Source organism: Pseudomonas sp. IT-P44 (assembly GCF_949768225.1).
Classification (GTDB): Bacteria; Pseudomonadota; Gammaproteobacteria; order Pseudomonadales; family Pseudomonadaceae; genus Aquipseudomonas; species Aquipseudomonas migulae.
This window is the reverse complement of sequence record NZ_CATKQM010000058.1, coordinates 1-21181: the sequence shown is the minus strand read 5'-3', so window position 1 is coordinate 21181 and position 21181 is coordinate 1. Positions and strand designations below refer to the sequence as shown.

At 61.2% G+C, this 21181-nt stretch carries 17 protein-coding genes; 4 read left to right on the top strand and 13 right to left on the bottom strand.

Features of this window, described 5'->3' with window-relative positions; all coding sequences use genetic code 11:
* Positions 1 to 122: 122 nt before the first annotated feature.
* From moaA to ACM6IO_RS25000, 8 genes are all read right to left on the bottom strand, one after another.
* Positions 123 to 1115 carry a GTP 3',8-cyclase MoaA gene (gene moaA, locus ACM6IO_RS25035; RefSeq protein WP_192226482.1) on the bottom strand — a complete coding sequence of 331 codons (993 nt, stop codon included), beginning with the start codon at positions 1113 to 1115 and terminating at the stop codon, positions 123 to 125.
* 25 nt (positions 1116 to 1140) lie between these two features.
* Positions 1141 to 2091 (bottom strand): peptidylprolyl isomerase, encoded by a 951-nt coding sequence (locus ACM6IO_RS25030; RefSeq protein WP_414912436.1) that lies wholly within the window; start codon positions 2089 to 2091, stop codon positions 1141 to 1143.
* A gap of 10 nt (positions 2092 to 2101) precedes the next feature.
* Positions 2102 to 2782 carry a respiratory nitrate reductase subunit gamma gene (gene narI / locus ACM6IO_RS25025; protein ID WP_008030998.1) on the bottom strand — a complete coding sequence of 227 codons (681 nt, stop codon included), beginning with the start codon at positions 2780 to 2782 and terminating at the stop codon, positions 2102 to 2104.
* Positions 2775 to 3530, bottom strand: a complete 756-nt coding sequence (gene narJ, locus ACM6IO_RS25020; protein WP_008043733.1) for a nitrate reductase molybdenum cofactor assembly chaperone — start codon at positions 3528 to 3530, stop codon at positions 2775 to 2777. The genes narI and narJ overlap by 8 nt, the downstream gene beginning before the upstream one ends.
* 2 nt (positions 3531 to 3532) lie before the next feature.
* Positions 3533 to 5071 (bottom strand): nitrate reductase subunit beta, encoded by a 1539-nt coding sequence (gene narH / locus ACM6IO_RS25015; protein ID WP_008030993.1) that lies wholly within the window; start codon positions 5069 to 5071, stop codon positions 3533 to 3535.
* 1 nt (position 5072) lies between these two features.
* Positions 5073 to 8846, bottom strand: a complete 3774-nt coding sequence (locus tag ACM6IO_RS25010; protein ID WP_008043732.1) for a nitrate reductase subunit alpha — start codon at positions 8844 to 8846, stop codon at positions 5073 to 5075.
* Between the two features lie 69 nt (positions 8847 to 8915).
* Positions 8916 to 10313, bottom strand: coding sequence for a NarK family nitrate/nitrite MFS transporter (locus ACM6IO_RS25005; RefSeq protein WP_192418225.1), 1398 nt, complete (start codon positions 10311 to 10313; stop codon positions 8916 to 8918).
* Positions 10291 to 11595 (bottom strand): MFS transporter, encoded by a 1305-nt coding sequence (locus ACM6IO_RS25000; protein WP_008030986.1) that lies wholly within the window; start codon positions 11593 to 11595, stop codon positions 10291 to 10293. Before ACM6IO_RS25000 ends, ACM6IO_RS25005 begins: the two co-directional genes overlap by 23 nt.
* A gap of 406 nt (positions 11596 to 12001) precedes the next feature.
* Between ACM6IO_RS25000 and ACM6IO_RS24995 the strand changes: the two genes are divergently transcribed.
* The 4 genes from ACM6IO_RS24995 to ACM6IO_RS24980 all read left to right on the top strand — a co-directional run bounded on the left by ACM6IO_RS24995 (position 12002) and on the right by ACM6IO_RS24980 (position 15670).
* The gene (locus ACM6IO_RS24995) at positions 12002 to 13804 is read left to right on the top strand and encodes a HAMP domain-containing protein (RefSeq protein WP_414912435.1); all 1803 of its coding nucleotides are present in this window, start codon (positions 12002 to 12004) and stop codon (positions 13802 to 13804) included.
* A complete protein-coding gene (narL, locus tag ACM6IO_RS24990; protein WP_192226472.1) occupies positions 13801 to 14448 on the top strand; it encodes a two-component system response regulator NarL in 648 nt (215 codons plus the stop codon). Before ACM6IO_RS24995 ends, narL begins: the two co-directional genes overlap by 4 nt.
* 86 nt (positions 14449 to 14534) lie before the next feature.
* Complete coding sequence (locus ACM6IO_RS24985; protein ID WP_008030978.1) at positions 14535 to 15209, top strand: Crp/Fnr family transcriptional regulator; 675 nt, start codon at positions 14535 to 14537, stop codon at positions 15207 to 15209.
* 74 nt (positions 15210 to 15283) lie between these two features.
* Entirely contained in the window at positions 15284 to 15670 is a 387-nt protein-coding gene (locus ACM6IO_RS24980; protein ID WP_414912434.1) for a putative zinc-binding protein, read from the top strand.
* A gap of 1066 nt (positions 15671 to 16736) precedes the next feature.
* Here ACM6IO_RS24980 and ubiT read toward each other — a convergent pair.
* The 5 genes from ubiT to moaB all read right to left on the bottom strand — a co-directional run bounded on the left by ubiT (position 16737) and on the right by moaB (position 20963).
* Positions 16737 to 17207, bottom strand: a complete 471-nt coding sequence (gene ubiT, locus ACM6IO_RS24975; protein WP_192226470.1) for a ubiquinone anaerobic biosynthesis accessory factor UbiT — start codon at positions 17205 to 17207, stop codon at positions 16737 to 16739.
* Positions 17201 to 18091, bottom strand: coding sequence for a U32 family peptidase (locus ACM6IO_RS24970; RefSeq protein WP_414912433.1), 891 nt, complete (start codon positions 18089 to 18091; stop codon positions 17201 to 17203). Before ACM6IO_RS24970 ends, ubiT begins: the two co-directional genes overlap by 7 nt.
* An 11-nt stretch (positions 18092 to 18102) precedes the next feature.
* Entirely contained in the window at positions 18103 to 19098 is a 996-nt protein-coding gene (ubiU, locus tag ACM6IO_RS24965; RefSeq protein WP_008034782.1) for a ubiquinone anaerobic biosynthesis protein UbiU, read from the bottom strand.
* A 78-nt stretch (positions 19099 to 19176) separates the two neighbouring features.
* Entirely contained in the window at positions 19177 to 20412 is a 1236-nt protein-coding gene (gene glp / locus ACM6IO_RS24960; RefSeq protein WP_414912432.1) for a gephyrin-like molybdotransferase Glp, read from the bottom strand.
* Complete coding sequence (moaB, locus tag ACM6IO_RS24955; protein ID WP_008034780.1) at positions 20409 to 20963, bottom strand: molybdenum cofactor biosynthesis protein B; 555 nt, start codon at positions 20961 to 20963, stop codon at positions 20409 to 20411. Before moaB ends, glp begins: the two co-directional genes overlap by 4 nt.
* Positions 20964 to 21181: the final 218 nt, after the last annotated feature.

Here is a 21181-nt window from a genome sequence, read left to right as displayed (position 1 = left end):
AAGCGCTTGGTTACTTGGCGCTTCTCCAAGTGACTCGCTGTAAAAGCGAAACCATTAGCGGCCGTTACCGCAGGAATGGATATGTACACCATCAGAAACTCGGCGATTGGATTTGCGGCAAATCAACCACCACTCATATTCATGAACCGAACAATCTGCACATCCCCCTCCGGAGTGAAATCATGGCGCAACGGTTTACCGCGCAAAGCCTTTTGCACCGCATTGATCACCGGCTGGTCATCCAGCGGATAACGCCGCAGCAACCCTCTCAAATCCAGCGCATCGTCCTGCCCCAGACACAACAGCAGCTTGCCTTCCACGGTCATCCGCACCCGGTTGCAAGTACCGCAGAAGTTGTGGCTGTTGGGTGAAATGAAACCGATCCGGGTCTCGGGATGGCGTTCCAGGCGCACATAACGCGCCGGCCCGCCGCTGTTTTCCGTGCTGTCGAGCAAGCGATGACGCTGAGCAATCAACGTGCGCACGTCATCACTGGAACAAAACGATTCGCCCCGTGATCGCCCGACATCGCCCAGCGGCATTTCTTCGATAAAACTGATATCGATGCGCTGGTCGATGGCGTATTGCACCAACGCCGGGACCTCATCGAAGTTGCGCCCCTTCATCACCACGCAGTTGAGCTTGATTCGCTCAAACCCCGCATCCCGCGCCGCTTCGATGCCGCTAAGCACCTGATCGAGATCGCCGTTGCGGGTGATCGCGCGAAATTTCTGCGCGTCCAGGCTGTCGAGGCTGATGTTCATCCGTTTAACACCCGCCTCCACCAACGGCCGCGCCAGGCGGCCCAGCTGCGAGCCGTTGCTGGTCATCACCAGTTCGCGCAAACCGGGCAACGCGGCGATGTTGCGACACAGATCGACAATGCCGGGACGGATCAACGGCTCACCGCCGGTGAGGCGAATCTTGCGCACGCCCAGGCCGACGAACAGCGTTGCCAGGCGCTGCAATTCCTCCAGCGTGAGCACCTGCTGACGCGGCAGGAAGGTCATGTTTTTCGCCATGCAATACACACAACGAAAATCACACCGGTCCGTCACCGACATCCGCAGATAATCGATCTGCCGCCCAAAACCATCCTGCATCACAGCGTTCATCACATCTCCCGGTTAGCCTTGAGGCTCACTGCACCAGCGGTGAGTCAGCGCCCTGCAAATGAATACCGCGGACATCCGCCGCGCCAATCAGGGTTTGCAGGTATTGCACCAGGGCCTTTTGCCAGACGCCCTGCTGCAACTGCGTGTGGATCGCCGTCGACACCGCTTCATAGGGCAACGGCATGCCTTCGATCCGCTGATCGACGCTGACCACATGCCAGCCATAACGACTTTCCAACGGTTTGCTGGCCAGCCCCGGTGCCAGCGTGAAGAGTTGCCGCTCCAGTTCCGGCACGGTCTGGCCTTTGCTGATCTGCCCCAGGGAACCACCTTGTGCCTTCGACGGGCAGGCCGAATATTTCACCGCCAGCTCGGCGAAGCTGCCGGGGAAGTCTTCCAGCCGTTGCAGCAGGATTTCTGCCTGGGCATGCGCCAGCTCGCGAGCCTCGGCATCGTCCGGCGCGCATTCCAGCAGGATGTGCCGCACCGCCAGCAACGGCGCGCTGTGAAAGCGCCCGCGATTGTTTTCGTAGTAACGAAGGCTGGTTTGCTCGTCGCATTGCGGCACGATCACCTCGCGTTCGAGCAACAAGCGCGTGGCGGCTTCCTCTTCGTTCTCACCGGCACCGACCTCCAGCGACACGCCCAGTTCGGCAATGCGCTGCTGCAACAACTCGCGGATCACCAGCGCCTTGGCGGCCAGATACACCGCCTCTTCGCGGCTTTCGGCCGGGTGATATTGCAGCTCCTGGGCCATCGCTTCCGGGGTGATCACCACCTCGTTGACGCTGATGATCGGCCACTCCTGCTCACTGCTGGCGATCAACTGCGCGGGCGCGTCATCGGCCGCCGCAGGTTCAACCGCGAGCTCTTCAAACGGTGCGACATCGTCCGGCACCGCAACCTCTACTTGTTTGGAAGATCCGCAGCCACCGCTGCCACCGTTACCGCCGCCACATCCACATCCACCTGACATGATTGTCTCCTCAGAATTTCTGCCGAACGATTTGATAACGGCGTCCCAGGTACCAGACCGGTGCACTGATCACATGTACGAGACGGGTGAAGGGGAACAGCACAAACAGGGTCAGGCCGAGGAACACGTGCAGCTTGTAGGTCAGCCCGACCGGCGCGATGGAGGCCGCCGCTTCCGTCGGCCGCAACAGCACGGTGTTCTGCGCCCAGTCGGCGAGCATCACCATCACCGAACCGTCCATGTGCGCGGTGGACGCAACGATGGTCAGCAGACCGAGCAGCAACTGCGCCAATAGCACCAGCAGAATCAGGATGTCCGACGTACTGGACGTGGCGCGGACCCGAGGGTCGCTCAGGCGCCGGTTGACCAGCATCAGCAGGCCGATCAGGCACAACAGGCCGAAGAACCCGCCGGACACCATCGCCAGCAACTGCTTGTTCTCAGTGCTGATGACATGGTGATAAACCGACGCAGGCGTCAGCAGGCCGACGAAATGCCCGGCCAGCACGAACAACACACCGATGTGGAAGAAGTTGCTCGCCACGCGCATGCCGCGCTGGTTGAGCATTTGGCTGGAGCCCGCCTTCCAGGTGTACTGCGACAGGTCGAAGCGAGCCCAACTGCCGATCAGGCAAATGGCCAAAGCGATATAGGGATAAATCCCGAACAACAACAGGTTCCATTTAGACATTGCCTACCTCCTGGACTGGCGCGGCGGCCAGTCCTTCATGCTGAAAATCCACCCAGTGCAACGGCACCGCGCTTTCTTCCCGGGCCTTGCCCGGCGCGCTTGGCAGCGAACCGCAACGGTCCTGCTGTTCGGCCTGGAGAAAGTCCACGGCCTCCTCTTCCCAGATCTTGTCGAGGGCTTCGAGCGAGTCGTCGCGCACTTCCGCCGCGACCTGCTCACGCAGGTCGGCCACGGCCTGATGCGGCTCGGCCCCGGCAATCTGCAGCAGCGCCCGGAAGCAACTGGCGTAGGCGCTTTCACGCTCTTCCAGACGCGCCGCGAGCAAGGCCAGCAGGTGCGAGACATCCGCCAGGCCCTCGCGGGCCTCGATGTCTTCGCGAGTGGACAGAAACTCCAGGTACAGCGGGATGTAATCCGGCAGCTCTTTGACGCCGATGGCAAAACCGGCGTCTTCGTACTGCGCCATCATGTCGACCATGGCCTGGCCACGGTCGCGGGACTCGCCGTGCACGTGTTCGAACAACAGCAACGAGAGCGCGCGCCCCCGACCGAACAGCGCACCGTAGTGCTCCTGCCCGTCCATCAGGTCATTGGCGCAGATCAGCTCCAGCAACTCGAACAACGCACCGCGCTGCTTCGGGCTGATTTCCCGCGACTGAATGATCGCCTGCTCCAGTTCGTCGCGGCCGCTGATCAGCGTTTCAGTCGGGTAATCGAGCAGCAGCGAAATCACTTTGAGAATTTGCATGCTCATTCCTCCCACAACTGCACGGTTTTCAGGACGTCGCGACGGTTGGCCTTTTTCGCGCCGAACATGTTGGTGTCGGAGCTGCCGCTGCAACCGCTGCCGAAACTGAAACCGCAACCGGAGCGTTCGGCAAAGGCGTCGCTCATGGCGTCTTCGCGGTGGGCGGTCGGTACCACAAAACGGTCCTCATAGTTGGCGATGGCCAGGTAGCGGTACATTTCCTCGACCTGGTCCACGCTCAAACCGACGTCCGCCAGCACTTGCAGGTCTTGCACGCCATCGACTTGCTCGGAACGCTTGTAGGCACGCATCGCCAGCAAGCGTTTCAACGCACGCTTGACCGGTTTTTCATCGCCGGCAGTCAGCAGGTTGGCCAGGTACTTCAGTGGAATACGCAGGCTGTCGACGTCCGGAATCACCCCGTTCATGCCGACGGTGCCAGCAGTTGCGGCGTTTTGAATCGGCGACAGTGGCGGTACGTACCAGACCATCGGCAAGGTGCGGTATTCCGGGTGCAGTGGCAGTGCGAGTTTCCAGTCCACGGCCATTTTGTAGACCGGCGAACGCTGGGCCGAATCGATCACCGACTGCGGCACACCGTCTGCCAGGGCCTGACGGATCACCGCCGGGTCATTCGGGTCGAGGAAGATCTCCAGTTGTTTCTCGTACAGATCCTGCTCATTGGCGGTGCTCGCCACTTCGCTGATGCGGTCGGCGTCGTACAGCAACACGCCGAGGTAACGGATACGACCGACGCACGTTTCGGCGCACACGGTCGGCATCCCGGCTTCGATACGCGGGTAGCAGAAAATGCACTTCTCGGACTTGCCGCTTTTCCAGTTGAAGTAGATTTTCTTGTACGGGCAGCCGCTGATGCACATGCGCCAGCCGCGGCATTTTTCCTGGTCGATCAGGACAATGCCGTCTTCTTCACGCTTGTAGATCGCCCCGCTCGGGCACGATGCCGCACACGCCGGGTTGAGGCAGTGCTCGCACAGGCGCGGCAAATACATCATGAAGGTGTTTTCGTACTCGCCGTAAATGTCCGCCTGGATCTTGTCGAAGTTCTTGTCCTTGCGACGCTTGGCGAATTCGGTGCCGAGGATTTCTTCCCAGTTCGGGCCCCACTCGATTTTCTCCATGCGCTTGCCGGAGACCAGCGAGCGTGGGCGCGCCGTAGGCTGATGCTCGCCCAGCGGTGCGGTGTGCAGGTGCTGGTAATCGAAGTCGAACGGCTCGTAGTAGTCGTCGAGGCTCGGCAGGTCCGGGTTGGCAAAGATGTTGGCCAACACGCGGAACTTGCCGCCGATGCGCGGGTTGATCGAGCCGTTGGCATTGCGGATCCAGCCGCCCTTCCACTTATCCTGATTTTCCCATTCTTTCGGGTAGCCGATCCCGGGTTTGCTTTCGACGTTGTTGAACCAGGCGTATTCCATGCCTTCACGACTGGTCCAGACGTTTTTGCAGGTGATCGAGCAAGTGTGGCAACCGATGCACTTGTCCAGGTTCAGCACCATGCCGATTTGTGAGCGAATCTTCATCTCAGTTCTCCTCGATATCGGTCGGCAGAGGACGCGGCAGGTCATCACCGGACGAACCATCGAGCCAGTCGACTTTGGACATTTTGCGTACCACGACGAACTCGTCGCGGTTGCAACCGACCGTGCCGTAATAGTTGAAACCGTAGGCCTGCTGGGCATAGCCACCGATCATGTGGGTCGGTTTGAGCACGACGCGGGTCACCGAGTTGTGGTGGCCGCCACGGGTCTTGGTGGTTTCCGATCCGGGCACGTTCACGATCCGTTCCTGGGCGTGGTACATCATCACCATGCCGTCCTTGACCCGCTGACTGACCACCGCACGGGCGGTCAGCGCACCGTTGGCGTTGAAGCACTCGATCCAGTCGTTGTCCTCGATGCCGGCGCTTTTCGCGTCGTTCTCCGACAGCCAGACAATCGGGCCGCCACGGCTTAAGGTCAGCATCAACAGGTTGTCGCTGTAGGTGCTGTGGATGCCCCACTTCTGGTGCGGCGTGATCCAGTTCAGGACAATTTCCTTGTGGCCGTTGCTGCGCTTGCCTTTCACCCCGGCGATGGTCCGGGTGTTGACCGGCGGCCGGTAACTCATCAGCTGCTCGCCGAACGCCTGCATCCACGGGTGATCCTGGTAGAACTGCTGACGACCGGTGATGGTGCGCCATGGAATGGCTTCATGAACGTTGGTGTAACCGGCGTTGTAGCTGACGTGATCGTCTTCGAGCCCCGACCAGGTCGGGCTGGAAATGATCTTGCGTGGCTGCGCCTGGATGTCGCGGAAGCGAATCGCCTCATGCTCCTTGCCCACCGCCAGATGGCTGTGGTCGATGCCGGTGAATTCCGACAGCGCGGCCCAGGCCTTGACCGCTACGTGGCCGTTGGTTTCCGGTGCGAGCGACAGGATCACTTCCGCTGCATCGATGGCCGAGTCGATTTTCGGACGGCCGTGGCTGATACCGGCGTCCCGTTCGTGGTGGTTGAGCTCACCGAGGAACTTCACTTCGGCCTCGGTGTTCCAGTTGATGCCCTTGCCGCCGTTGCCGTGTTTCTCCAGCAATGGCCCGAGGGACGAGAACTGCTTGTAGATGTTCGGGTAGTCGCGCTCGACCACGTGCAGGTTCGGTGCGTTTTTACCCGGCACCGGTGCCACGCCTTCGCTTTTCCAGTCGGTGCCGCCAAACGGCTGGGCCAGTTCGCCGACGCTGTCGTGCATCAGCGGAATGGTCACCAGATCCTTTTCGACGCCCAGGTGCCCTTCGGCCATGCTGGAAAACGCCTTGGCGATGCCTTTGTAGATTTCCCAGTCGGAACGCGATTCCCACGCCGGGTCGATCGCGGCCGACAACGGGTGAATGAACGGGTGCATGTCCGAGGTGTTCATGTCGTCTTTTTCGTACCAGGTTGCGGTCGGCAAGACGATGTCGGAATAGACGCAGGTCGAGGACATGCGGAAGTCCAGCGTAGTCACCAGATCGAGCTTGCCGATGGCGCCCTCGTCCACCCATTCGGCTTCTTCCGGTTTGCAGTCGCCGACCTGGCCGATGTCTTCGTTCATCACCCCGTTCTTGGTGCCGAGCAGGTACTTGAGCATGTACTCGTGGCCCTTGCCCGAGGAGCCCAGCAGGTTGGAGCGCCAGATGAACATGTTGCGCGGGAAGTTCACCGGGCTGTCCGGTTGCTCGCAAGAGAAGCGCAGCGAACCGTCCTGCAGCGACTTGACCACGTAATCTTTCGGTTCCATGCCGGCAGCAGCGGCATCACGGCAAATGTGCAGCGGGTTGGTGTTGAGTTGCGGTGCGCTAGGCAACCAGCCGGCGCGTTCGGCGCGGATGTTGTAGTCCAGCGCATGCTCGGGGAATTGTGACTTGTCGGCCAATGGCGAGAGCACGTCGTGCATGCTCATCTTCTCGTGGCGCCACTGCGAGCTGTGGGCGTAGAAGAAGCTGGTGCCGTTCATTTGCCGTGGCGGACGGTTCCAGTCCAGGCCGAACGCCAGGGGCAGCCAGCCGCATTGCGGACGGAGTTTTTCCTGGCCGACGTAGTGCGCCCAACCGCCACCGGTCTGGCCGACACACCCGCAGAGCATGAGCATGTTGATCAGCCCGCGGTAGTTCATGTCCATGTGGTACCAGTGATTCATCGCCGCGCCGACGATGATCATCGAGCGGCCCTTGGTCTTGTCGGCGTTATCGGCAAACTCACGGGCAATCTGGATCGCTTTCTCGCGGCTGACGCCGGTGATCTGCTCCTGCCAGGCCGGGGTGCCGGGCACCGAGGCGTCGTTGTAATCCTTGGCGACGTTTTCGCCACCCAGGCCACGGTCGATCGCCAGGTTAGCGGCCGACAGGTCGAACACGGTGGCGACTTTGGCCACGCTGCCGTCAGCCAGAACGAGGCTGTGCACCGGCACACGACGGTATTGCACGGCATCGCCGGCCACGTGCTGGAAGTGCTCGTGGGACTCGCCGGCAAAATACGGGAACGCCACTTCGGCCACGTCATCGCCGATCAGGCTCAGTTTCAGATCGATCTCGCGGCCTTCGCCGCCTTCACGCGGGAGGATGTTCCACTTGCCCTTCTCGCCCCAGCGATAACCGATGGAGCCCTGAGGGGACACCAGTTCGCCGCTGGTATCCAGGGCGATGGTTTTCCATTCCGGGTTGTTTTCCTGGCCGAGGTTGTCGGTCAAGTCACTGGCGCGCAGGAAGCGGTCCGGCTGGTAACCGGCGCCCGGCGCCTTGTCGGCCATTTGCTTGAGCAGCACCAGCACCGGCAGATCGGTGAAACGCTTGGCGTAGTCAGTGAAATAGGCGCTCGGTTTGTCCAGGTGGAATTCTTTGAAGATCACATGGTTGAAGGCTTGCGCCAGCGCCGCGTCGGTGCCCTGCTTGGGGTTCAGCCACAGGTCGGTGAGCTTGGCGACTTCCGAATAGTCCGGGGTGATCGCCACGGTCTTGGTGCCCTTGTAACGGACTTCAGTGAAGAAGTGCGCGTCGGGGGTACGGGTCTGCGGAACGTTGGAACCCCAGGCAATGATGTAGTTGGAGTTGTACCAGTCGGCCGATTCCGGCACGTCGGTCTGCTCACCCCAGACCATCGGCGAAGCCGGTGGCAAGTCGCAGTACCAGTCGTAGAAGCTCAGGCAGGCGCCGCCGATCAGCGACAGGTAACGCGAACCTGCGGCGTAGCTGACCATCGACATGGCCGGGATCGGCGAGAACCCGACGATCCGGTCGGGGCCGTACTGTTTGATGGTGTAGACGTTGGACGCCGCGATGATCTCGTTGACTTCGTCCCAGCTGGAACGAATGAAGCCGCCCATGCCGCGCTTGCTTTTATAGGAGTCGGCCTTGGCCTTGTCCTCGACAATGCTGGCCCAGGCTTCGACCGGCGCCATGGTCTGGCGCGCATCGCGCCAGAGCTTGAGCAACGGCTTGCGGATTTTCGGGTACTTGAGCCGGTTGGCGCTGTAGATGTACCAGCTGTAACTGGCGCCGCGCGGGCAACCACGAGGCTCATGGTTGGGCAGGTCGTTGCGGGTACGCGGGTAGTCGGTCTGCTGGGTTTCCCAGGTAATCAGGCCGTTCTTCACGTAGATCTTCCACGAGCAAGACCCGGTGCAGTTCACCCCATGGGTGGAACGCACGATCTTGTCGTACTGCCAGCGCGAACGGTAGACGTTCTCCCAGTCGCGCGACTCTTTGCGGGTCTCTCCATGACCCTCGGAAAACTCGTTTTGCTTGCGATTGAAAAACCGCAATTGATCCAGTAAATGACTCACGGTGTAGTCCTCTCAGGCTTGCTGCGGGGTTCTGTGCCCCGCCCACGCAATGGTTGGATTCGGGTCGTCTCAGCAGGGTGTCGCAGCGCCTTTGCGCGCGTACCACCACCAGGTCACGACGATGCAGCTCAGGTAAAAACCGACGAACATGTAGAAGGCCATCTCCGGTCCGCCGGTCTGGGCCATCGAAGTGCCGAAGGATTTGGGAATGAAGAACGCACCGAAGGCGCCCATGGCCGAACTGAAGCCCAGGACGGCGGCGGACTCTTTGCCGGCATTCTTGAGTGCTTGTTCGCGTACGGCCGGGGATTTTCCGGCAGCGGCTTTTTCATGCTGGGTGCGGAAGATCACCGGGATCATGCGGAAGGTGGAGCCGTTGCCCACGCCGGTGGTGATGAACAGCAGCATGAACATGCCGAGGAAGCCGTAGAAGTTGCCGCCTGTACCGTTCTGCGGCAGGAAGTGCATGACGCCGAAGACCATCACGATCATCGCGACGAAGTTCCACAAGGTCACTTTCGCGCCGCCGAGCTTGTCCGCCAGCCAGCCGCCCAATGGACGCACGAGCGCACCCACCAACGGGCCGAGGAAGGCGAATTTCAGTGCGATCACATCAGGGAACGAGGTTTTGATCAGCAATGGAAACGCAGCGGAAAAACCGATGAACGAACCGAAGGTCGCCAGGTACAACCAGCACATCAGCCAGTTGTGCTTGCGTTTGAAGATCACCGCTTGCTCGCTGAACGAGGCCCGCGCACTGGACAAATCGTTCATGCCGAACCAGGCCAGCACCGTCACTAGGACAATGAACGGCACCCAGATGAACCCGGCGTTCTGCAGCCACAATTGGCCACCGTCCGGCAGGGTTTGCGGATTGCCACCCATGACCCCGAACACGCCGAAGGTGATCACCAGCGGCACGCAGAACTGCATCACCGAGACGCCCAGGTTACCCAACCCGGCGTTGAGGCCCAGGGCCGTGCCTTGCTGGGACTTCGGGTAGAAGAAGCTGATGTTGGACATGCTCGAGGCGAAGTTGCCGCCGCCAAAACCGCAGAGCAAGGCAATCCATACGAACACGCTGTACGGGGTGCCCGGGTCCTGCACCGCGAAGCCCATCCAGATCGATGGCACCAGCAACGATGCGGTGCTCAGGGCGGTCCAGCGCCGGCCACCGAAGATCGGCACCATAAAGGAATAGAAGACGCGCAAGGTCGCGCCGGACAGCCCCGGCAACGCCGCCAGCCAGAACAACTGGTCGGTGGTGAAGGTGAAGCCGATGGCGTTCAGGCGCACGATCACCGTGCTCCAGACCATCCACACCGCGAAGGCCAACAGCAGCGCGGGAATGGAGATCCACAGGTTGCGCGTGGCGGTCTGTTTGCCGCTGCTTCCCCAGAACGCAGGGTCCTCGGGGCGCCAGTCATGAATGACCGGCCCTTTATCAGGCTTTTGCAGAACGGACATGTTGTTCTCCTTGGGCAATGCTGGAAATCGGGGACGGGGTCAGCGTCGGCGCTTTACCAAGCACCGGGCTTTTGCGCATTTCGCTGAAGTACATCCAGGTGAGGGAGACCCAGACCACGCCGTACATCAACATGAAGCAGGACGAGCGCACGCCGGTGAGGTCCACCAGGGCGCCAAACATGATCGGCAGCACGAAACCGCCCAGGCCACCGGCCAGACCGACGATGCCGGACACCGCACCCATGTTTTTCGGGTAGTCATTGGCGATGTATTTGAAGACCGAGGCCTTGCCGAACGCGAAGGCAATGCCCATGACGAACAGCAGCACGGTGAACAGCGCGGGATTGAGGCCGATGTGGAAATCCACGGTGCCGTTGATGGTCTGCACTTGCAGTTGGGTCTGTGGGTACGAGAGCAGGAACAGGCAGATCCAGCTGACCCACAACACCCACCAGGTCACGCTTTGCGCGCCCCAGCGATCCGACATCCAGCCGCCGACGGCACGCAGCACGCCACCGGGCAGGGAAAAACACGCCGCCAGCAGCGCCGCGCTTTGCAGGCTGAAACCGTATTCCTGCACGTAGTACTTGGTCATCCACAGCGCGAGGGCCACATAGCCGCCGAAGACGATCGAGTAGTACTGGCAGTAGCGCCACACCGCAGGATCTTTCAGCGAACGCAGTTGCTCACGCAGCGTGGCGCCCGAGGCACTGCGGTGGTCCTTGTTTTCGGCACTGAGGAACCAGAACGACAGCGCAGTGATAAAGAGGATGGCGCTGAAGACTTTCGGCACCAGCTGCCAACTGCCGGCGGCGATCAGGGCCGGGGCGAGAAACTTGGTGACCGCAGCCCCGGCGTTACCGGCGCCGAAGATGCCCATGGCGAAGCCCTGGTTCTCTTTGTCGAACCACTTGGCGACGTAGGCAATCCCGACCGAGAACGAGCCGCCGGCCAAACCGACGAACAGGCCCAGCAGCAAAAACTGCCAATAGGCGGTGGCGTGGCTGATCAGGTACAGCGGTGCGACGCAGGACAGCATCAGCAGAAAGAACACGCTGCGCCCGCCAAAGCGGTCGGTCAGCAACCCCAGCGGCAAACGCACCAGCGAGCCGGTCAAGACCGGGGTCGCGGCCAGCAGGCCGAACTGGGTTTCGTTGAGCTGGAGCAGTTCCTTGATCGGCACACCGAGCACGGCAAACATCATCCAGACCATGAAACATACAGTGAAGGCCAGCGTGCTCATGCCCAGCACCAAGCCTTGTCGTACACGGGGTTGGGTCACAATGCTCTCCAGTCAGTTAGCCATGGCGGCAGACTAGAGAGAGCAACCCCGTAAAAACTTGATCCACGTCAACGAAGCCCAAGCGGGCCCAAGCCTATGCTTGCACTGCCTACCTCCAAGGAGGTAGACCGGAGAATGCTTAAAACCCCTTGTTTATCAGCGTTTTAACTTTTTCCACCCAGTGTTCTGTCGACAGGGAGCCGTCGACAACTCTTTAGAGGTAGCGCACCTCTGGATCGCCTTCGCGGGCAAGCCTCGCTCCTACAGGATTGAAGTCGTTCCCATTTTCGGCAGCCGGACCCAATCCTGTAGGAGCGAGGCTTGCCCGCGAAGAGGCCATAACAAACAACCTCACTCTGGAGCTGTACATGCTCTGCTTTCTGCTTTACCCCCGGGACCTGCGCCGATGATTCGCTGGTTGCGCAGCTCCCTGCCCGCCCGCGCCGGGCTCGCGGTGATCCTGATCGCCGTGCTCGCGCTCGCCAGCTCGTTGAGCGCCGGGTTGATCGCCTGGTTCAGCCAGGGTGATGCCGCCGCCATCAACACCGCGGGTTCGGTGCGCATGGAAACCTACCACCTGAGCTGGAAACTCGCCGCCGGTGCCACCGATGAAGAAATCATCGGCATCACCGACAGCCTGCAACGTCGCCTCGACAGCCAGTCACTCAAGGCCGTGCTGGAAGATGGCCCGACCACCGCGTTGCAAACCAGCTATAGGCAACTCCAGCAACAATGGAACGAAGCGTTGCGCCCGGCGCTGGAACGCGGCGATGCCGTGGCATTTCAAGCCCAGGCGCGGCCGTTCGTTGAGCAACTGAACCAGTTCGTCAGCCTGCTCCAGCGCCAGAGCGAGCAAAAGCAGGGCTGGCAACAAGTGATCCAGGGCATGGCGCTGTTCACCACCATGATTGTCCTGCTGATAGGTTTGTACGAGTTGCAGTACGGCGTCGTCACGCCCCTCAAGGAATTGGTGGACGCAACCCAGCGCTTTCGACGCGGTGATTTCAAGGTGCGGGTCAACCATCAGTCCCAGGACGAACTGGGCCAGTTGGCCACAAGCTTCAACGCCATGGCCGAAACGATAGAAGAGTCGCACCGCACGCTGGAAAGTCAGGTCCGGCAAAAAACCCTGAACCTGCAACAGGCCAACGCTGCGCTGGAGCTGCTGTATCAAAGCAGCCGCAGCCTGGCCACGCGCCTGGCCAATGCCGAAGGGCTGGACGAGTTGATCCGACGCTTCCAGCAACGCCTGCCGGGCTTGCGCCTGTCGCTGTGTTTGCAGGGCCAGGCGCAGGCACCTGCCCAGCAACTGATCGCCCTGCATGGCGCCAACATCCGCGACGTCTGCGCCAGCAGCGATTGCGCCACGTGCCAGAAACACCACGACGCGAGGCCGCAATCCTTCAGCATCAGCAACCAGGGCAGCGAACTGGGTGAACTCAAGGCTTACTTTGTCGACGGCCACCCTACGCAAGCCTGGGAAACCCAACTGATCCAGGCCCTGGCCAACCTGATCGGCACTTCGCTCTCACTCAAGCGCCAACGGGAACAGGATCATCGGTTACTGTTGCTGGAAGAGCGCACGATCATCGCCCGCGAACTGCACGACTCACTGGCCCAGGCCCTGTCCTACATGAAGCTGCAAGTCAGCCGCATGCAGACCCTGATGCGCCGTGGCGAACCGGTGCAGACCCTGGAAAACGTCACCGCCGAATTGCGCGAAGGACTGAACAATGCCTACCGCCAATTGCGCGAACTGCTGACCACTTTCCGCCTGCAGATTCACGATGCCGGGCTGGTGCAGGAGCTCAAGGACACTGCCGCAGAATTCTCCCGTCGTGGCGAATTCCAGGTGCACCTGCACGTCGATGCGCTGGCCTTTCAGCTCTCGGCCAGCGAGCAGATCCACATCCTGCAGATCACCCGCGAGGCGCTTTCCAATTGCCTGCGCCATGCCCACGCGCAAAACGCCTGGCTGGAACTGCGTCAGGACGGCGAAACCGTGAGGCTGTCGGTCGAGGATGACGGACGCGGCTTCAGCGGCGACGTCGACCAGCGCGAACATCACGGCCTGAACATCATGGATGAGCGGGCGCGGAGCTTGCGCGGCCACTTGCACATATTTTCCAGGGAGCCTCAAGGCACCCTCGTCCAACTGGAATTCCACCCGGAATTTCTCGGACAGCACACAGAAGGTAGCGTCACATGAACCCGTCCCCACACCATAGAATCCTGCTGGTAGACGACCATCCCATGATGCGTCGCGGCATCCGCCAAATGCTCGAACTGGAAGATGACTTCCTGATCGTCGGCGAAGCCAACCATGGCGAGGAAGCGCTCAGCCTGATCGAACCGCTGCAACCGGACCTGGTGTTGCTCGACAACAACATGCCGCAAATGAACGGCATTGAAACCCTGCGTCGACTGCGCGCGATGCACTACACCGGAAAGGTGTTGCTGTTCACCGTGTCGGACGCCGAAGACGATATTCGCGACGCGCTGCGCCTGGATGCCGACGGTTATCTGCTCAAGGACATGGAGCCCGAACTGTTGATCCAGTACATCCGCGAAGCGTTGGACGGTGCATTGGTCATCAGCCCCGGCCTGACCCAGGTCATGGCCCAGGCGTTGCGCTCGCCGCCACGCCAGGCGGTGGTCGAACTGACCGACCGCGAACGCCAGGTGTTGAAAACCATCGCCAGCGGCTTCAGCAACAAGGTCATCGGGCACAAGCTGGGCATCACCGAAGGGACGGTCAAGGTTCACGTCAAGAACCTGCTGCACAAACTCGGTTTGCGCTCGCGGGTCGAGGCGGCGGTGTGGGCCATGGAGCATCTGCGCAGTGCGGGCTGACGGCCATGCCTCCTTGGAGGTAGGCCTGCAGAGGCATAGGTCAACCGGCCTGCGCTCTCTACTATGACCGTCAGCGGAGGTACGCCATGCTGACCCACCCTTCCATCGTTTTAACGTTGCGCCGTCATCATCTGTTCAGCCAATTGCCGGAGAAAGTCTTCGAGGAAGTCTGTGCCCTGGCCATGCTCAAGCGCCTGCCCTGTCACAGCACGCTCATGCATCAGGGCGATCCGGCCAAACGCTTTTTTCTGCTGGTCAGCGGCCAGGTCAAGTTGTACCGGCTCACTGGCGAAGGCCAGGAAAACCTGGTGGAGATCATCCAGCCCGGGCAAACCTTTGCCGAAGCGCTGCTGTTCAGCCAGGCCCGGCTCTACCCGGTGAGCGCCACCGCGTTGAAGGACAGCGTGCTGGTCAGCATCGAGGGCACCCACTATCGCAATGCGCTGGAGGACCAGCCGAAAGTCTGCCTGGCGATTCTGGCGAGTATGAGCGTGCACCTGCACTTGCGGCTGCGGGACATCGACACCTTGACCATGGCGAGCGCGAGCCGTCGGGTGATCAATTTCCTGTTTCAGGAACGCAACCCGGTCACCGGCCAGATTGTCTTGCAGATGTCCAAACGCCTGGTGGCGTCGAAGCTGGGGATTCAGCCGGAAACCTTTTCGCGGATTTTGCATCGCCTGGTGGACAGCGGCCTGATCGCCATGGAGCGACGCCACATCAGCATCCTCGCGGAAGAGGACCTGGCGGCGTTCCAGTAACCGGAATTGACTGCCATCAATGCGCAATGCCCTGTGCCTTGCACACTTGAACACCCCATCAACGGAGAGCATCAATGCCCCCTTCGACTTTGCCTCTGGTCTATGCCTGTTCCGGCTGTTCCAATGTTGCGCAACTGGCCAACACATTGGCTGTGCGCCTGGATCGCAGTGGCGTTGCTGAAATGTCCTGCATTGCCGGTGTCGGCGGGCATGTGGCCGCGCTGGTCAACAAGGCGCGGTCGGGGCGGCGGATTTTTGCGCTGGATGGTTGCCCGCTGCAATGTGTCGAGAACTGTCTGAAGCAGCATGGTTTGCATGCGGATGTGCATTTGATTCTGAGTCATTACGGGTTGCGTAAGCGTTATGGCGAGGATTGCACCGAGGCGCAGAGCGATGAGTTGTTTGAGGGGATCAGGGGGTTGATTGTCAGTGATACCCGGCAGCATGTAAGCCGGGCTTGAGGGCAGCGAACATTCCCTGTAGGAGCTGGCTTGCTGGCGATAGCGGCCTGGTAGCCGATCATTTTCGTTCAGGTGTACATATCCATTCCTGCGGTAACGGCTGATATTGGTTTCGCTCTTACAGCGAGTCACTTGGAAGAGCCCCAAGTAACCAAGCGCTCTTGCCCCTTTCGTTCGGTGCCTCGCTAAGGCTCGGCATGCCCTCGCTCCGGTCCTGCTCCGTGGGCCCGCCGCCATCGGCCATCCATGGCCGGGGGCGGCTAACCCGGCATCCATGCCGGGTTGCCCACTGCGCAGAACCTCCACTCGGCCTCTCGAGGGGGCGGTGCGTCCAGATCAAAAGCTGAAGGCGAGCTAACGCTCGGCCTGATGAGTGGTGAAAATCAAAAGCGCACGCGATCCCTGTAGGAGCCGGCTTGCCGGCGAAAAGCGTCTGGGCGACGCGTTCATTCAGACAGCCCGCGTTATCGTTGACGTCCATCGCCAGCAAGCTGGCTCCTACAGGGAATGTGTACGCCTGACATCTCAGATCAACCACAAAGCCCCTGCAGCATCGTCATGCGAATCCGATACGCGGGCATGACACCGATCAACTGTAGGAGCCGGCTTGCTGGCGATGGCGGTGGGTCAGCCAACATATTTAATTGACTGGACGAACGCTATCGCCAGCAAGCCGGCTCCTACAGGGGAATGCGTACGATCATAGAGCCAGGTCGGCTGGCAGGCCGCCTCGTTTTTGCTTTGCTTTGGCTTTTGATTTTGATCTGCCCCGTCGGAAGGCCGAGTGGAGGTTCTGCGCAGTGGGCAACCCGGCATGGATGCCGGGTTAGCCGCGCACGGCCAGGGATGGCCGATCGCGGCGGGCCCACGGAGCAGGACCGGAGCGAGGGCATGGCGAGCATTAGCGAGCCACCGTACGTCAGGGGAAAAGCCTTTTGGTTCCTTTTCGGCGTTTGGAAAAGGGACTCGCCGTAAGGGCGAAACCATAAGCGGCCGTTACCGCAGCAACGGATATGTACACCATCAAAAAACTCGACACACAACCATCGCCGGCAAGCAATGTCGATCACCCCGCCGCCAACCCCTTCCCCGCCCGCTCCAGATTCCGCCACAACCAGACCGGCAACACATCAGGATCAAGGCTATCGATCAAATTCTTCAACGCCAACCCCAATTCTGTGTCGCCCTCAATCACCAGACGCCGACGAAAAAACAGCGTATCAGGATCCTCCTGACGACTGGCCAACAGTAAAAACTCACGCCAGTTCCCGCTGATCGTCACCGCCGCCGTAGCATGCTCAGCAATCCGCAACCCCTGACGATTGAGCGTCAAGTACCAGGACAACCCCAGATCCGGAATCCGCAAACACAACCAACGCCCGCGCAACACCTCAAACTCACCATCACGCAACGGCTCGGCGAGGCAACGATTGAGCGCCTGCTGCAACGCCAGGCGCTGCACAGCAAACGGCACCCGACGCACCAGCGGCAACAACCGGTCGGCACCTTTGAGCAGCCACTTTTTTCGGTTCAGCACAGGCCAACCTCCTCGACGCGCAACATGCCGGCCTGGCCATGCCAGTAGCCATTGCACCCTTCGACAAACAGCGGCGGTGTCTCGCCCGAACGAACCCGCTGATAACTGTCAATCACCTCGGCCATGCCCTGCGCACGCGGGCTCAGGCGCAACAGATCGGCGCCGCAGTCCACCAGCCCGGAATAATCGGCGAGCAAATTGGTGACTTCGGCCGACATGGTTTGAATACCGTTGAGGGTAAACAGCGGCTGCCCTTCCTGGCTGGTCAGCGCCATGCCGTCGGGGTAGTTGATGCAGCAAAACTGGCAGTCGTCCTTGGGCCGGTTTTCCGCACGGGAAGTGAAACAGCGTGCGGAATAGGCCAGGGGCAGATGCCCATAAGCGAAAATTTCAACTTCCGGCACCGCTCGGCCCAGTTCACGGACCTGCCCGATCACGTCGCGGATCAGCGTCGCCGAACACTCCACGGGCGGCACCCAGCGGGTCATTCCGCAGTCGAGCAGTTGCGCCAGCGAGTGGCCGTTGTACAGGTTGAGGGCCGGGCCACCCACGAACGGCAACTGGCGCTCGGCGAGAAACTGCACCGCGCCCATGTCATTGGCCTCCACCAGCAGTTGGCCGTTGTCACACAGGCGGCGCAGGCTGGAAAGTTCCGACGCTGCTTCGATCAGCGTCAGGCTGGAGATCACCAACTGCGCCCGGCTGCACTCCTGTAACTCGCGCCCCAGTCCCAGCCACTGATCCAGTGAAAAGGCCCGGCGTTTCGAGCACACGGTTTCCCCCAGGTAAATCACGTCCAGGGGCATGGCCGACATCTCGGCGTAAAAGTTGCTGAGTTGCTCCTTGTCCCAATAAAACAGGACCGGTCCCAGGCTGAGCTTCATGTCGCGTCCCCTCATTGCCATGATCGATGATAAGCACCCAGGGTGGTCTGGCTGCCCTCGGACAACCCGGCCAGCACCTGACGCCATTCTTCCTTGACCCGAAAAGCACCCGGCGCACCGCGATGGGCATCCAGCGCGGCGCGCCAGACCCGGGTGACTTGCTCGACATAAGCCGGGCTACGTTGGCGGCCTTCGATTTTCACGGCTTCGACGCCGATGGCCGTCAGCTCCGGCAGCAGGTCCAGGGTGTCGAGGCTGGTGGGTTCTTCCAGGGCATGAAAGCGTTTTCCGTCGACCAGGAAGCGGCCTTTGCACAAGGTCGGGTAACCGGCCGGTTCGTCGGGGGTGTAGCGGTCGATCAGGACTTCACTGAGCCGTGCGCTCAACCCTTCGGCGTCCTCGCTCCAGCGCACCGCCTTGGCCGGCGAACAGACGCCGCACAGGTTCGGTGACTCGCCGGTGATGTAGGACGACAGGTGGCAACGCCCTTCGGCCATGATGCACAGGCTGCCGAAGCCGAAGACTTCAATGGGCACTGGGCTGCTGGCGGCCACCTGGCGCACCTGCGCCAATGACAACACCCGTGGCAGCACGGCGCGCCGAATATCGTAGCGCTGCGCGTAAAACGCCAACGCGGCGGCGTGGGTCGCCGAGCCCTGGACCGAGAGGTGCAACGCCAGTTGCGGATGGCGCTGGCTGGCATAGTTGAGCACCCCGGGGTCGGCGGCGATCAGCGCATCCACACCGAAATCGGCAGCACGGTCCACCGCCCGCTGCCAGCGCTCCCAGCCCTTGGGTTGCGGGTAGGTGTTGACGGCGACATAGAGTTTGCGTTGATGCTGACGGATGTGGGCGACGGCGGCGTCGAACTGTTTATCGTCCATGTTCAGCCCCGCGAAATGCCGGGCGTTGGTGTCATCGCGAAAACCGACATAAACGGCATCGGCGCCTTGGCGCACCGCCGCTTTGAGCGCAGGCAGGTTCCCTGCCGGGCAGACCAGTTGCATGGGTAATCCTCATGAAAAAAGCGGCGCTGCCAGTCTAGCCAGACCGGCAGGCACTGCCTTGACGGCAATCAATTGCCCTCACTGCATCAGGTCGGCAAAGGACAGGAACATCACGTTGTCGTGCTTGAGCACTTGCTGCTCGCAGTCGATCACAGCCAGCCCGTCAGCCCAACACGCGGCCGTCAACATCGCCGAGCTTTGCTGAGGGTGCAGTTCCACGCTCAACTGGCCGCCAGCGCCGGGCGTCAACCTGGCTCGCAGGTATTGCCGACGCTTGTTGCGTTGCAACCAGTCGAACCCGGCTGGCACGGCCAGTGGCCGTGGCATCACGTCCGTCATACCCTGGGCCCGGAGCAAGAACGGTCGCACCACCACCAACGCGGTAATCAATGCCGCCGAAGGATTGCCGGGCACGCCGATCCACGGTTTGCCCGCCACTTCGCCAAAGGCCAGCGGTTTACCCGGCTGCATGGCGATGCGCCAGAAATCGATGCTGCCCAGTTCCTCGATGGCGTGCTTGAGATGATCCTCCTCGCCGACCGAAACGCCGCCGCTGCTCAGCAACAGGTCGCATTCCGACGACGCCAGGCTCAAGGCGTGCCGACTGGCCGCCAGCTCATCGGCCATCACGCCGTAGTCATGCACCTCGACGCCCCAGCCACGCAACAGCTCCGCCAGGCAGTAGCGATTGCTGTTGTAGATCTGTCCCGGCGCCAAGGGATCGCCCGGCTCGCGCAGTTCATTGCCGCTGCTGAGCAAACACACCTGCAACGGTCGATAGACTTCGATCCGCGCAATTCCGGCGCCAGCCAGCAACCCGATTTCCTGAGCGCGCAGGCGCTTTCCCGCCTTGAGCAGCAGGTGCCCGCGACGAACTTCTTCACCCTCTTTGCGCACGTGATCGCCAACGCTTGCGGGCGGCAACCAGACACGCTCGCCGTCGATCCGGCAACGCTCTTGCGGCACGACGGTGTCGGCGCCTGGAGGCAAGGGTGCACCGGTAAAAATCTGCACCGCTTGCTGCGCGAGCAACGGTGCGCACGCCTGATCCCCCGCCGCAATTCGCCCGCCGATCAACAGCCAGCCACCCTCCTCGGGCAGGTCGACGGCCCTGAGGGCGTAACCGTCCATGGCGCTGTTGTCCCAGGCCGGCAGGTTCACCGGGGAATGGATATCCGCTGCCAGCACGCGCCCCATCGCTTGATCCAGGCGGATCATTTGCACCAGGGGCGGCGGCGGTGCCTGATCGAGCAGGCGGCTGATGGCCTCGTCCACCGGCATCAGGTTGCCGAGGTCGCACACCCGGCCGGTCATGAGCGTGTCTCGCAGGCATCAATGTTGCGTTGGGCCTGAGGCTTCAAATGCGGGGCGAAATTGCAGGGGCCGGTGCGACTGTCCAGTTGTTCGAGCAGGATCTTGTTCCAGGCCGTCCGGCAGGCACCCGGCGAACCGGGTACGCAGCACACCAGCACGCCGTTGCTCATGCCGGCCAGTGCCCGGGATTGCAGGCTGGACATACCGATTTCCTCCAGGGACACCTGGCGGAACAATTCGCCGAAGCCTTCCACGTGTTTGTCCAGCAGCGGCAGGACAGCTTGCGGCGTGTTGTCGCGAGCGGTGAAACCGGTGCCGCCGGTCATCAGCACAACTTGTACTTCGGGGTCGGCGATCCACCGGGAAACGGTGGCGCGGATCTGATAGATATCGTCCTTGACCAGGTCACGATCGATCAATACATGCCCGGCGGTTTGCAGCAAATCGGTCAGGGTCTGTCCCGAGGTGTCGGTGTCGAAGGTGCGTGTATCGCTGATGGTCAGCACGGCAATGTTCAGGGGTTCAAATGTGCGTTGCGCCAGATGGGCCATGTCCAGGTTTTCCCGTAGATGAGGGTATGGGCCCAAGCCTGAACCGGAATCCTTGATGAGCCTATTCCTCCAAGGAGGTACCTCTCGGGCGCATGGGTATAGCGCGATGAGCGTAAAACTTTGTTGGTGTACATATCCGTTTCTGCGGTCGCGGCGGCTATTGGTTTCGCCCTTACGGCGAGTCACTTTGGAAAAGCCCCAAAGTAACCAAAGCGCTT